The following is a 14,843-nucleotide window of genomic DNA, read 5'->3' as shown; positions in this document are numbered from 1 at the left end:
TAGGATTGGATCCTCACAATAACCATCCACTATACTTTATCTTCAGATTGTATAGGATAAATATTGAGGAAACATAAAATTAGTCTAAAGCATTTGTAAATCACTTAAATCGAATGGATTTGGGTCATAACATCTTACTAATGTGAAAGGAAAGTATGGCCAAATTCCTGGAAATCTATTATGGTTATATACTCAGGGGGAGCAGGCAGCAACTTTAAGCAAAATTTCCTTAGGTGTACTTGTTGGATTTCCTGCAACTGCCGTTATGTTAATCATTATTTATATCGCCTTGCAGCATTCCTTTCAATTATACTCTTGACGATTTATATCGGTTTTACCAATCGTAAGCGTACTGGCAATTGAGCTTCTTTTGGTTGACATTAGCATAACGTATATAAAATATAATTAATTGACATACGAAGGATGATTGACGATCCCCATCCAAAAAGACTAGCAACAATTGTCGCTAGTCTTTTCCTTTTAGTCTATTTTACCGTTTGTTTATCCAGCTTATGCTCCTCAATAAAACCTTTTAATATACCCTTCAAATTCGGACCTTCCATCTCATCTAAATCATAATATACACGTGTACTTGGTTTGTTAATGGAAATAACACGAGTCAAATCGATTGGAGTTCCAATAATCACCGCATCACAGTCAGCATTATTAATTGTTTCTTCCAGGTCCTTCAATTGCTGTTCACCGTATCCCATCGCTGGTAGCACATTTTCAACATGTTGGTATTTCTTGAATGTCTCTTTCAGTGTACCAACTGCAAATGGACGTGGGTCAATGATTTCCGCAGCACCTAAACGTTCCGCTGCAACCGTACCTGCTCCAAGCTTCATTTCTCCATGAGTAAGTGTCGGACCATCTTCAACGATTAACACACGCTTTCCAGCAATTAGCTCAGGGCAATCGACTGTAATCGTTGATTCAGCTTTAATAATCGTGCTCGTTGGACTTGCAGATTTGATATTGTTTTCTACAATTTGAACAGCTTCCTCTGATGCACTATCCACTTTATTAATGATAGACACATCAGTTGTTCGTAAGCACACTTCACCAGGATAGTATTTCAGCTCATGACCTGGGCGATGTGGATCCAGGACCGTAACAGCTAAATCAGGCTCGAAGAATGAGAAATCATTATTTCCCCCATCCCATAAAATTACGTCACAACCATCAGGATCATTTTCTGCCGCTGCCAAAATATCTGCATAATCCACACCAGCATATACAATATTCCCTCGTGACACATGCGGTTCATATTCTTCCATTTCTTCGATCGTACAATGATGTTCCTTTAAGTCTTCAACTGTCGCAAAACGCTGCACACGTTGTGCATTTAAATCTCCGTAAGGCATCGGGTGTCTCACTGCAATGACTTTGAGGTCATGCTCTAATAGCGTTTCGATAATTTTCCGTGATGTTTGGCTTTTTCCCGTTCCAGTTCTTACCGCACACACAGAAATGACTGGTTTCTTGCTTTTTAACATCGTGCTGTTTGGACCGAGCAATTTGAAATCAGCACCCGCTGCATTCACAATCGCCCCGATGCCCATCACATCTTCGTAACTAATGTCACTAAATGCAAAAACGCATTCATTCACTTCGAACTCTTTAATCAGCGATGGTAATTGATCCTGTGAATAAATCGGGATTCCTTCTGGATATAATTCGCCTGCTAATTCACTTGGATATTTTCTTCCATCAATATCTGGAATTTGTGCTGCTGTAAAAGCAACAACGTTATATGCTTCATTATCACGATAATACGTGTTAAAATTATGAAAATCTCTTCCGGCCGCACCTATAATTATAATATTCTTCTTTTCCATAGCAATCTCTCCTATAATTACATTAAGTAGTTATAATTATAACTAAAAATGTATATTTATACAATAGCGTTTTTAAAAATTATTCGAAAATTGTTTACTCAAAAAATCCCCCTATAGAATGAACACTCCTCTATCAGGGGGATAAATATATGGGTTTGTAAGAATACTAGCCTCTTTCTTCTAATGGACGAACTCTATCTTCATTTCACGGTCATCCATTCATATCCATTCTCATACCAATGAGCTGGCTTTTCTTCATCACATAATACTTTTGAAATGTTTCGTATCGGACCAATTTCGAATAATGACTTTGTATCCAATTTCGATGCATCCGTTAGTAAAATCGATTCTTGACTGCAATGAATCATTGACTCTGAAACCAATGATTCATCCATATCGAAATCATAGATCGATGAATTATTCACACCACCACAAGATATAAAAGCTCGGTTAAAGCTAAATCGTTTTAAAAATTCTACGGTATAGGTTCCTCTTACCGATGCTTGATATGGATTTGTAATGCCGGGTAACATAATAACTTGTCCTGTTATCCGCTGTTCTTCAATCGCATAATTAAAACGACTTGCCGCACTTAGGGAGTTTGTTACAACTGTTAACCCCTGTACATCATCAAGCATATCCGCTAAATGTACGGTTGTCGTTCCAACATCGACAGCAATCGTATCTCCATGCTGAATAAGTTCTGCAGCACGTTTAGCAATCCGTTTCTTCTCTTCTATATGTAAGGACATTTTTTTCTCAAATGTCATTTCCCTATGCGTTTGGATAAACGGTACTGCTCCACCATGAATACGTGTTAATCTCTCATTCATTTCAAGCTCTGCCAAATCCCTTCGAATGGTCTCTGGCGTGACACCTAATGTTTGCGCTAAGTCCATCACCCAAACCTTCTCATTCTCTTCCAACTGATTTAAGATTTGCAAATGCCGATCATCTTTATTCACGATTATCCTCCCAATCTAGCTCCTAATTCGGATACCCTTCTGTAGTCTTTCCCTTATTTTACATAATCTCAACACTATTTTACTAGTAATAGATACGCTTAGCCTTCTGACTACGAAACCATCCTTCTGCTTTTTTCTCCTTTTGCTGAAAGGTTGGGTAAATGATTTTCATCATAATAAAGCAAGGTAAGCTCATGCCTAAGAACGGCACCAATCCAGGTATTTGATAGGCAACAAAATAATAGAACAAAAAAGACACAATAAGCAAAAGCATTGTTCCCATATGGGTAATCGGGTAAAGCAACGCATGTTTTATATATTGTGCAAAGGATAGCTCGTAATGTGTGAAAACAGGAAACAACACACATATAGATAAGAGAACTATGACAAAGAATAGTAGCATGAAGTGACCCAACACAAACATCCCGAAACTTGTAATCGACATAAAATAGCGAAAATCAAACCACAGAATCACTGCAATTAATACGAGTACATAGCCAAGTGCATTGATTTTCCAAAAATCCTTTCGATAAAAACAGAAAAAATCTTTTGTTATATGAATCTTTCGTTTATTTCTTGTCCATTTACGAAGGACTGCAAATAGTGCATGTGTTGCAGGAAATATCCCCAGTAGACCTAGCCCTAATAAAGCGAAGCCTAACCAAAGGACATTTAAAATAAGTAAGCGATACACCCATTCTCCTACCTGATTAATCTTACTCCCTATACCCTGCATATATTTCCCTCTTTCGTTCGTTATTGTGAGGAACAATCGGATAACCTCTACCAACATCGGTTACATGATGTGAATCTGAACCATAAACATAGCGAACCTGCTTTTCTATCACTTTTTCCATAATTGGCAGCGATGGGTACGGCTCTCCACAATAAGGTTTAAACATACCAGCCGTATTAAAATCTAATTCATAGTTCTTCCCTTTTATCTTATCTAATAGCTCATCAACAAGCTGTAATGCCCTTTTTGATAACCGGGTTTCCTCATTCTCATAATAGTTTTGGAATTTTTGACATAACGTGATATGACCAATCCGCTTTGGCTTATACTTTCCTAAATCAGCATCGACAAGCTGCAGTAACGTTTGAAAATAGTTTTCCTGTCCCTTTTGAAAGCTTCCGTAATGCGTTATGATACCGTCCTGATAATCTTGAGGACTAAAGTCAATCGAGCGATATCCACCCTTTCCTTGTAAAAAATGCAACGATAATATACTATCATCCATCCATTTCCCATACTCATTTAAGAAATCCGTAGTATATCCTTCAAATCCTGTTACATAATCTATTTCGAAACCGACATGGACTCGAATCTCATTTTCATATTTCTTTTTTAACCGATGCATTTTGTTCAAATAATATTCCACATCCGTGATGCTCATTCCAGCTGTCGCAATTGCCTCATTTTCCCCTGCAGCCAGTTCTGTAAATCCTTGAGGTAGCGGGTTATGCTCCGTGATGCTGTAATCTGTAAACCCCAATCCAATTGCTTTTTGTATAAAAAGCTCCACATCTTCTCCAGAACCATGAGGGCAGAACTCTGTATGTGTATGACCGTCCTTTTTCATTTCAATTCTCCTTTTGTTAATTCCTTGCTGTCAAAGATTCGAATGTCTCTCCATGACTCCTTTTTCCAACGAATATACAAGATAATCGCCCTTATCCATTCATCTAGAATAAACACAATCCAAACACCAACAAGGCCATATCCAGCATAAACACCGATAACAAAGCTCATTGGTACTGTAAAACAATAGGTGACGATGATACTTATCATCGTTGGAAACTTTACATCACCAGCAGTATTTAATGCCCCAATCGTTATTTCATTTATCATCCGGGCTGGTTCTAGTAGTACCCCCATCCACACTAAGATTAAAACGGTTTGTTGAATTTGTGGATTATCAGTAAAAATAGAGATAATAAATGAACATGACAAGGCAAGTACTGTAGCAATTACCACCCCTATACCAGCTGATTTAAGAATCAATGTATTCGTTGCTGATTTAGCTTGATGCTTTAAATCCAATCCAATATATCGACCAACGATAATTTGATTTGCTAGTGATATGGATGCCGCTACCGTAAAAATGACGGCCGTTATATTTTGGGTATATATCTTCGATGTAATCATTGCAGCACCAAATGTTGCGATAATACCAGTAATAATCATCTGTGATGTCGTATACGAAATATTCTCCATTGCAGAAGGAAAACCAAGTCGAAAGATCGAACGAATCGTTAATTTTTCCATCTTCATCGTTTGAAACGAAGAAATATACTGTGGCAGAAGCTTGATAAAATAAAGCATAAGTAAGACTGCTCCAATACTCCGTGCAATGAGGGTCGATATAGCAACACCTTGGACCCCTGCTCCTAGAAAATCGAATGGAGTCAAAATAACAATATAGTTTCCAATGACATTAATGATATTTGTAATGATAGAGATGACCATCACTATTTTTACGAACGTAAAACTTCGGAAAACCGTACCTAAGCTTGTGATCAAAGATTGGAAAATAAGACTGCATCCTACAATAACCAAGTACAAATATGCACTTTCCAATAACATTTCAGGTGTTTGTATCCATGTTAAAAGCGTACGACCAAACAAGAAAAAGATAATTGCTAAACCAACTGATACGATGATATTTAAATAAACCGCATGTCGAATAATTGACTTGATATACGCATCTCGTGAGGTTCCAACGATTTGCATAAGTTGTATCGAGCTTCCTAAGGAGACTATACCCAAAATCATCAAGCCAACCATGATAATTTGATTAGATAGCCCGACTGCAGCAACAGCGTCATCATTGTATTGACTTAGCATTAGTACGTCGATATTTCCAAGCAGCATTCCAAAGAATTGCTCCATTAATATCGGGAAAAAAAGCAACCGGAATTTAGGGATTGTTTCAGCCTTCGTATTTGCTTCTGGAACGAATTCAGATTTGAGATTCAACAATCGTTCTCGTCTCCATCCCCTCAGCTGTTAATTGAATTAGCCTTGCTCCCCGTTCAAAATCACCATAGCACTGATATCCACTAACCTGGCCATATGCTAATTTCACACCTACATGTTCGCCAACAAAGTTATTGTCGTGGTCATGTCCAACAAACACACCAGCAACTTGCCCATTCATTACCACAGATGCGAATAATCCGGTATTCATATAAGGAGCAGATATCATATCATTTGTCTCCTTACATTCACCTGATAAGATATTTTCCGATGCCTGCCAATACTCTGGAAGCGGAATATGCATAAACATCAAATCCGTTTGCTTTCTTCCCTTTTGCTTGTATTGCTCAGAAATTTCCCGGAACCAATTTACTTGTTCTGGATGAACCCATTCATATTTACCAATCGGGAGTGGGGCTTCTGCACCCGAATCCATAACATACAGTACATGGTTAATTGTTTCACCAGCCGCATCATAAATTTCAATCGTATAACTTTCTCGATCATCAACTATAAATGCGTTCTTCTTTTCAACCGAGTAATCTAAGATTTGTTCCATCTTTCTTAAATCAGAACGTGTAAATGCATCTTCTGAATCATGATTTCCGTATGTGATCGCTACTGGGATAGCATGCTGGTTTATACGCTCTAGTAATTCCTTGAAAACAAGATCTGCATTTGGTACACCTTCACTCCAGATTAAATCTCCTGTAATCATAACAAGGTCTGCATCTAGCTTTTCAAATGCTTTATCAAGGAGTTCAAATGTTTTATAATCATCCTCGTGATGTGGCAAGGAACCAATATGCAAGTCTGTTAATTGAACGATTCGGAATGTACCATCTTCTCGATAGGTTAGTTTCATTTTCTCACCTCGGGTCATTATTCTTTTATAGAACCAACTGTAATTCCTTTAACAAAATACTTTTGAATAAATGGATAGACTAAGACCATCGGAATCATAACAACAATGATTGTTGCCATTTGTAATGATTCTCCCGTAACGGTCACTTTATCTAATTGTTCATATGCTAACGAGCCTGAAGATCGTAAAAGAATATCTGACAATGCCGCCTGTCTTGTTAGCATTTCCTGAAGTAACGTTGCCAAAGGCTTTAACATTGGATCTCTGACAAAAAACGTACCAGCATACCAATCATTCCAATGACCTACAGCTGTAAACAAGCTAATTGTTGCAAGCACTGGTTTACTCATTGGCAGGACAATACTTCTAAAAATCTTAAATTCACTACATCCATCAATTCTTGCTGCTTCTATTACACTAAATGGTAATTGGCTAAAGGATGTACGCAGTAACAGGATATGAATCACGCTATACAATGTCGGTACAATATATACCCAAATCGTATTCGTTAGATTCAGCTCATTTAAAACCAAATAATAAGGCACTGTTCCACCACTAAATAACATCGTAAAGAAAACAAAAAATGTAATAAACTTTCTTCCAGGCAGTGTTTTAATCGTTAAAGCATAAGCAGCCATTGCCATTAATCCAACACCCACAACAGTACCTACAACCGTTCGAAAGACAGAGATGAACAATCCGTTCATTAAATTCTCTTGTTTAAAAACCTCTATATAGTTTTCAATCGACCATTCACGCGGCCAAAACGTAATACCACCTCTTTGTGCATCAATACCACTATTTAATGAGATTGCTAACACATGCATAAAAGGTAGAATAATCATTAAACTCAATGAAACAATTAATGTGATATTCAGTACTCTCATCCATTTTGAGCCTGCCATGCTGTTACTCATTTGCTTATTCTCCTTTATTAGGCCCTCACCTACTCTTCTACAGAATAGGTGAGGAATTGTTAAGTCCCGTTAAAATTTAAGGCTCGTACCTTCTGCTTCTTTTTGTTCCACAAAGTCTAAAAATTCATGTAGGCCGCTGCTTTCTAGATTTTGAAATGATTCATTCATAATTTGTTGTGCTTGCTCTAAAGAATCAGCATAGTATGCACGAAGAATGTCCTCATTGTATCGGCTAAGTGCAGTCGTCAATCTACCATTATCCCCCTCAAATTCATATAAGAAGGATTGCACCGTCATACCATCTATTACTCTCGCATTTTCTAATCGTTCATCATAGTTATAGTAATCTAGGATTTGAGTTGCTGTTATTGTATCTTCTTCACGTAGACTTTCGCCGTACTCCAGCTCACCAAAATCTGCCTCATTGTACAAATCTGTGTAAGCTAAATGCTCACCCCAATATGCACGAACACCACGGAAACCTAGCTTTTTCGCTTCTTCTGGATTTGATTCTAGTAAATCAAGCACTTCTTGTTTTACAACCGGGTTACCATTTTCATCTAACTCATAGTCTCTACCTTCAAGACCGTAGAAGTATAATCGTTTACCTTCTTCACTTGCTAACCAATCTGCAAATTGCATCACATGCTCTGGTTGTTCGGTTGTAGATGGAATCGCCCATCCAGCATAACCAGACTTATAAGGAATAACCATGTCATTTGTTCCATCGACACGTTCAATTGGTCCAAGTGGAATGTAAGTAAGCTCTTTATTTTCAGGCATATAGTTATGCATATCGGAGACAATCGCAAAAGATCCATTCACAATCCCTTCTTTTGCTCTTGTTTCTTCCATTGTATAATATTCCGGAGTCATTAAGCCTTCATCCAACAACTGATGTACGTGTTCAACACGTTTCATGCCATAATCTGTTTGTGCTTCATGTAAGATTTCTCCTGATTCATCCTTCATAAACTTCTCACCGCTAACACCTGTCCAAACAAGGTCATTGTATAACCATTCGCGGTCTGATCCGCCCCATGCAGTTGGCCCAATTACTGTTATTGGATTTCCATTATGATCTGTGAAGTTCCCTTCTTTAATTTGAACAGCTAACTCATATAAATCTTCTGTTGTATTTACTTCCTGTGGATCAATCCCCAACGCTTCTACAACATCTTTCTTAATATACAATCCTCCAACAGTTTTTCGACCTACGTATCCACCTTCACGATTAATCGCCATATGCACTAGGTAAGATGCGCCATCCCATTCTTCTCTAAACATAATATTGTCACGTGTATCTGCAGGTAAATAATCTTCTTCTAGATACTTTGCGTACGTCTCCGTATCTTCCATTAATGGAGTTAAATCCGTAAACATCCCTTCATTTGCTGCTTTTAACAATAATTGCATTTCTGGTCTACCACTATTATTAAGGTAGAATGCAATAAAATCAGGAAGGTCACCAGCCGCTAATCCAGATGCTAACGACTCCGTTGAATCCTCTGCAGTGACAGTTTGCAATTCAAAATTTATCCCTGTACGCTCTTTAATGTACGCTTTAATTTCTGGATTCATATCGACAGATGCATCATTTGCCGATTGAAAAACGAGACCAGTAATTGTTCGATCAGCAATCCAGGTATCCGGTGCTCCCTCTGGCTTTTCCGTATTAATACCAGCAGAATTATCTGAGCAAGCTGCAATCACAGTAACAGTTAACAAGAGAATCATACTTACTACTATTCGTTTAAGTGATCTTTTCATTTTTAAATTCCTCCATTTACCATAGTGAAGATCCAAATTTTTTACTCGTAATTCTGTTAACAATTATCGTTAAAATCAACCCCGCAACACCTTGCATTAATCCAATTGCGGTTGCATAACCAAACTGCCCTCCTTGCAGCCCCGTACGAACGATATATGTATCAATTGTTTCCGACACATCCGCATTCCCTGGATTCTGCATTAAATAAATCTGATCAAATCCTGATGATAAAATATCTCCTAAGGATAAAATAAATAAGATAATAATTGTTGCTGCAATCCCTGGTAGTGTAACATGCCAAATCTGTCTTAATTTCCCGGCACCATCAATTGCTGCTGCTTCATATAAGGCTGGAGCAATTGCTACGATTGCCGCGTAATAAATAATCGAATCCCAGCCGATCCCCTTCCAGATATAGCTAATAAATACCAATGGATAAAACAATCCCTCTTCCATCATGAAGAATGTGCTGCCATCTCCTCCAAAAGCCGCAATCATTTGATTGATTAGTCCCGTATCAGGCGCCAATAATCGGTTCATGAGTCCAACAACGACAACCCAAGAAATAAAATAGGGAAGATATGAGATGCTCTGGAAGGTTCCTCGTAATTTATTATTTTGTACCTCATTAAACATCAAAGCCAATATAATTGGAAAAGGCATAGCAATAAATAGCTTTAAAAAACTCACAATTATTGTATTGTTAATATAGATCGTGCTTCTAGGATCTGAGAAGAATTGTTGGAAATATTGAAGTCCAACCCAATCCCCTCCAAATATCCCTGTTTGAAACCCATATTCCTTAAACGCTAAAACTAAACCACCCATTGGCCAATATGAAAATATTAAAAAGAAGAGTAGACATGGAAAAAGCATGATATAGAAAACATGATGTTTCTTTATTTGTGTCCAAAAGCTATCCTTCACAGGTTGATAATGTAATTCAAGCTCTTCTTTTGATTTCAATACGCCATTATGAACGACTAAATTTTCCAATATGCACTCATTCCTTTTTCTTAGTCACAATCGATATAGATTGGGTTTGTAAATGCAACTCTCTCACTTTTCTCATTATGGACTTCTACTCTTACTAACTTGTAATGATCATTTTTTAGTTGAATTGTTTCCCCCCAAGCAGAGCCATCCGTTATGTGCGCTTTGTATAGAAGGTGTCGTTCCGTGTAGATACGAATCTCATCACCTCCTTTAAGATTGGTTACCGCTAATATCACCGACAATTGATCAGGCTGACCCTTTAAACGATCTCCTATCTGATAAGAACCGTTTATTTTGAAATCGATTTGCGGACGAATCGAGCAATAGCTTCTTCCGAGCGCTAATGCTGCAATAACATCTTTTTCCTTTGCTTGTTCTGGAAGGATGAGATAGGTGTATGCAATTGCTTCATTTGGATGAAGTTGATGCCAATCCCTACCACAGGATGCAGCAATTTCATAGCCCTGCGCTAAAAGCTGTGTCCATTTTTGAAACGCATCTTCATTTGAAATGGATTGATGAGGATTTGTCCCATTCCAAACCTCAATTGCATCGACATACCTTACATTTTCCAGGACATATTCCCACCTGCAACCTGTACAAAAAGGATTACCTGCGTCAAATGGATGTGCTATTGTAAGGTACGTATCCTTTTCCTTCAAATTTTTAAAGAATGCTTGAATGTTATTTTTTGAGATTTTTGTCCAGTCCTGGGTAATTGCATCCAAACTGCCATGTACAAGAAAATGGCCATGATATGTTGTGTACTCTATTCCGTGAATCAAATTTACTCGCTTTCCAAAGCAATGCGCTTGCCCTGCTTCCATTAGTGCACTTGTCGTATTGTGGTCTGTAATTGCCAACCAATCAATATGTTCCTTCTCTGCCTGTTCTAATAACTCCTCTGCCGTCTGCAGTGCATCACTATGTAGCGTATGTGTATGCAATTCAACTTTTTTCACTTGATAGTTTTTGTCTACAGTAGTGTTGCGACCCTTTTTCTCTTGCTCCAAATTAATTCCTTCTAATGGGGGAGGCGGGTATGTTCTTTCGAGATTATTACTCGTCACACCAATAACTTCCACTTGTCCGTGAACCTTTTCAGAAAACACACCGTGGCAATTTACAATAAATTCCCAATGTCCTCTATGAATGCTTCCAGGAAAAAAGCCCTCACTAGCTGTTGTATTACTAAGCTCAATCACTTGATCTTCCCCAAAAAAGTGATGTGATCCACGATAATTGTATGGATCATGAACAGACACGGTTAATAAATTTCGAATCGCTGTATCTTCTTGAATAATTGATTCATTAAGACCTTCTCTGCAAACCGCTTGTTTGATACTGTCTTTGTCTACTTCTAGTACCGGTCCATAAGAAAAATGGATTTGAATAGATTCCATTCGTTCTGGCATGTAAACTCGATACACAAGATGTGACTGATGAGCCGTTTGGTTTACGGTAAAACGCTGATAGAATAATGCTTTTCTCATGCTATAATGGTTTCCTTTTTGGCAGCCTCTTGAACTTCCTGAAGATCCAATCTCAACCCTGTTTCCTTATCAAAGAAGTGAACCTTTTCTAAATCAATACTTAAGCGGACAAGCTGTCCCATATTAAAGTCTTCCATTGTATTTAATTTAGAAATAGCGGTTTGATTATCCACTGTGAAATATAATAATGTTTCTGAGCCCATTAGCTCTGCCATATCAATTTTCGTTGATAACTGGAACGTATATCGACTAGATTCTAAATCATCCGATAATTGAATGTCCTCTGGACGAATCCCAACTACTAGTTCTTTTTTACCAAAGCTCGACCATGCTTCTTTTATAAAGGACGACGGCAACTCAATATTCGAATCTCCTAACGTAATTCCATTATCATTTACCTTTAAATCGAAAAAGTTCATTGCAGGAGAACCGATAAACTTTCCAACAAAGATATTTGCTGGCTTCAAATAGATTTCTTTCGGTGTACCGACTTGTTGTATAATTCCGTCCTTCATGACTACAATCCGTGTTGCCATTGACATTGCCTCTGTCTGATCATGTGTTACATAAATCGTTGTTGTTTTTAAACGACGATGCAATTTCGTAATTTCCGCCCTTGTTTGAAACCTGAGCTTTGCATCCAAGTTAGATAATGGCTCATCCATTAAAAACACCTTTGCTTCTCGTACAATTGCTCGACCAAGCGCCACACGTTGTCGTTGCCCACCGGACAATTCCTTTGGTTTACGTTCTAGTAAATTTTCGATATCTAGTATCTTCGCTGCTCTAGTTACTCGTTCCTTAATTTCTTGTTTGGATGTCTTTCGCATTTTTAAACCAAAGGCAATATTGTCATAGACGCTCATATGTGGGTAAAGTGCATAATTTTGAAATACCATTGCAATGTCACGATCTTTCGGATGTAAGTTGTTTTGCGCTTTACCATCAATTACGACCTCACCGGAAGAAATATCTTCTAAGCCCGCAATCATTCTTAACGTTGTTGACTTCCCACACCCTGATGGACCAACAAGAACAATAAATTCCTCATCTTCAATTTCTAAATCAAAATCTGTTACTGCACGAACCGAATCTATATAGTCTTTATATAGATGCTTTAACTGTATCCTCGCCAATTTATATCTCCTCCAGCTTTTGATTTCGTTTTGAAAAATATAAACAAACATCGTATTGCACATCATCAAATCTCCGTGTTTGTTATACACCTTTAACCTCTAGAACTTCTGTACATTTACATCTTTAAAAACTTCCATCTAAACATAATTTAAGTGCTTTTTATTTTTGTTTTATGTTTGATTTCGATTTAATTATATAAAACAATCATTAAACAATGATTAACCGGGCGTAAATATTATGTAAATTCGTTAGGACGGTTACCAAGCCTAAGGAATAAAGAAGATTGGCACTTGTAATTGGGGATTAATGGTGTTCAGCCCCCAGCCAAATTTTTCATTACAACGCAGAACAAACCCCGAATAAAAAATTATCCGGGGTTTGTTCCTTTTTATTAACTGCAACCATCGAAATAAAATGGTACGACTCTATCTAATTCCTTCTTGCCAATGAAACGATAGAATAAAGCATTCCTGTCAAAATTATCGTAGGGTATACAGCCCCCACAGTATTTGCAAATAAGGGTAATGGACTAATGGTCAGGTAAAAAATAATTCCAACAACCCAAACTGCGATTGCCTTTATATTTACTCCTTTAACGTACCAATACTTTCCGCCTTCTCGTTCTAGTTCCGAAACCTCATATTTTCTTTTACGTACAAAGAAATAATCCGCCATCAGTATACCTAACAAGGCACTTAAGGCCATTCCAATATAATCAAGAAAGCCCATAAAGGCATCAAGGAAACTAGACATATATAAAGGAATAAGCATGAGAAAACCTGCAAGAATAGTAACTAACCAAATGGAATGCAACGGCTTTATTTTCTTTGTAACATTCGTCATGGAAACTCCCGCTGCCATTAAGTTGACCACATTCGTAGTGACACATGCCACGATAATCATTACTAATGCTACCCAACCAAGTCCTAAGTTACTTACAAGAGAACTTGGATCAGAATTGTCCGGGTTAAATTCACCTGTTGTTATTGCGACACCAATCGTTGCAACGACACCAACAAAGACAAACCAGATCAATGCCGTAGTTGCTCCTAATAATGGTGCCACCGTCGCCGCTTTTGGTGTTCTTGTATAACGTGTGAATTCAGCAATTCCCAGCACCCATGCCAGACTGAATGCAGCCATTATATCGATGGCAGTACCAATTGGCATTCTATTTTCGGCTGGCGGTTCCCAGCTCATAATGTCTGTGATGGAATGTGTCTGAAATACGATGACCGTCATCCACATTCCCAAAAATAGGATGATGACGATACCGATTCTCTCAACTATTTTAATCGATTTTCTACCTAGGGAAACGGCAATTAAGTTTAATAGACTCATCACAATAATTCCTAGGATCATTGGTCCGGTACTGCCAGCTTCACCAAAAGCGGCCCAGCCAAATAAATCACCAAAGATAAAACTCATGGATATAACTGCAATAAATGTATTAACAACTGCCCAGCCTATAAATACAATCATATTTAAAACGGTCGGCAGCATACTTCCTTTGATTCCAAAAGCTGGCCTGGTCAATGCCATCGTAGAAACACCGATTTTATATCCCATATATCCTACAACAGCAAGAATTATATATGCAATCGGGTTGGCAACCAATGCAACAATAATAGCACCACCGAATGCTGCGCCGGCAACCGATCCACCTAAATACCAAGATGCATTGTTTGAATTGGCACCAATCCATAAAAACACCATGTCCCAAAAACCCATGTTTCGTTGACTCATAGGGACCTCTTCGGTTGCATAATATTCAATTGATTTTTCATCCATTTGGTCTATTGTACTGTCACCTTGTTCGTGCGACCTGGGTATTTCTCCTTTGCTTGCTTCCACACTTCCACTCCTTCATATTTGCGA

Annotated in this window: 12 protein-coding genes; all 12 read right to left on the bottom strand. The window is 37.9% G+C overall.

Annotated elements, in window-relative coordinates; all coding sequences use genetic code 11:
• Nucleotides 1-485 precede the first annotated feature (485 nt).
• Nucleotides 486-1,841 carry a cyclic 2,3-diphosphoglycerate synthase gene (locus F1560_RS00895; RefSeq protein WP_149472797.1) on the bottom strand — a complete coding sequence of 452 codons (1,356 nt, stop codon included), beginning with the start codon at nt 1,839-1,841 and terminating at the stop codon, nt 486-488.
• A 200-nt stretch (nt 1,842-2,041) separates the two neighbouring features.
• On the bottom strand, nt 2,042-2,806 hold the full coding sequence (locus tag F1560_RS00890) for a DeoR/GlpR family DNA-binding transcription regulator (protein ID WP_246811891.1): 765 nt from the start codon (nt 2,804-2,806) through the stop codon (nt 2,042-2,044).
• An 82-nt stretch (nt 2,807-2,888) separates the two neighbouring features.
• Nucleotides 2,889-3,542: a YesL family protein gene (locus tag F1560_RS00885; protein ID WP_187773591.1), complete on the bottom strand. Its 654-nt coding sequence runs from the start codon at nt 3,540-3,542 to the stop codon at nt 2,889-2,891.
• A complete protein-coding gene (hisJ, locus tag F1560_RS00880) occupies nt 3,523-4,389 on the bottom strand; it encodes a histidinol-phosphatase HisJ (RefSeq protein ID WP_149472794.1) in 867 nt (288 codons plus the stop codon). Before hisJ ends, F1560_RS00885 begins: the two co-directional genes overlap by 20 nt.
• Nucleotides 4,386-5,789, bottom strand: a complete 1,404-nt coding sequence (locus F1560_RS00875) for an MATE family efflux transporter (protein ID WP_149472793.1) — start codon at nt 5,787-5,789, stop codon at nt 4,386-4,388. The genes hisJ and F1560_RS00875 overlap by 4 nt, the downstream gene beginning before the upstream one ends.
• Nucleotides 5,770-6,651, bottom strand: coding sequence for a metallophosphoesterase family protein (locus tag F1560_RS00870; protein ID WP_149472792.1), 882 nt, complete (start codon nt 6,649-6,651; stop codon nt 5,770-5,772). The genes F1560_RS00875 and F1560_RS00870 overlap by 20 nt, the downstream gene beginning before the upstream one ends.
• 17 nt (nt 6,652-6,668) lie before the next feature.
• Nucleotides 6,669-7,568: a carbohydrate ABC transporter permease gene (locus tag F1560_RS00865; RefSeq protein ID WP_149472791.1), complete on the bottom strand. Its 900-nt coding sequence runs from the start codon at nt 7,566-7,568 to the stop codon at nt 6,669-6,671.
• A 69-nt stretch (nt 7,569-7,637) separates the two neighbouring features.
• Nucleotides 7,638-9,338, bottom strand: a complete 1,701-nt coding sequence (locus tag F1560_RS00860) for an extracellular solute-binding protein (RefSeq protein WP_149472790.1) — start codon at nt 9,336-9,338, stop codon at nt 7,638-7,640.
• Nucleotides 9,339-9,354: 16 nt separating this feature from the next.
• Nucleotides 9,355-10,215 (bottom strand): ABC transporter permease, encoded by an 861-nt coding sequence (locus F1560_RS00855; protein ID WP_149472841.1) that lies wholly within the window; start codon nt 10,213-10,215, stop codon nt 9,355-9,357.
• Between the two features lie 140 nt (nt 10,216-10,355).
• Nucleotides 10,356-11,828 (bottom strand): CehA/McbA family metallohydrolase, encoded by a 1,473-nt coding sequence (locus F1560_RS00850; RefSeq protein WP_149472789.1) that lies wholly within the window; start codon nt 11,826-11,828, stop codon nt 10,356-10,358.
• Nucleotides 11,825-12,964 carry an ABC transporter ATP-binding protein gene (locus F1560_RS00845; RefSeq protein ID WP_149472788.1) on the bottom strand — a complete coding sequence of 380 codons (1,140 nt, stop codon included), beginning with the start codon at nt 12,962-12,964 and terminating at the stop codon, nt 11,825-11,827. Before F1560_RS00845 ends, F1560_RS00850 begins: the two co-directional genes overlap by 4 nt.
• 430 nt (nt 12,965-13,394) lie before the next feature.
• On the bottom strand, nt 13,395-14,819 hold the full coding sequence (locus F1560_RS00840; protein WP_246811890.1) for a cytosine permease: 1,425 nt from the start codon (nt 14,817-14,819) through the stop codon (nt 13,395-13,397).
• Between the last annotated feature and the right edge of the window lie 24 nt (nt 14,820-14,843).

This window comes from Oceanobacillus polygoni (assembly GCF_008304605.1).
Taxonomy (GTDB): Bacteria; Bacillota; Bacilli; order Bacillales; family Amphibacillaceae; genus Oceanobacillus; species Oceanobacillus polygoni.
This window is presented reverse-complemented; position numbering and strand designations above follow the sequence as displayed.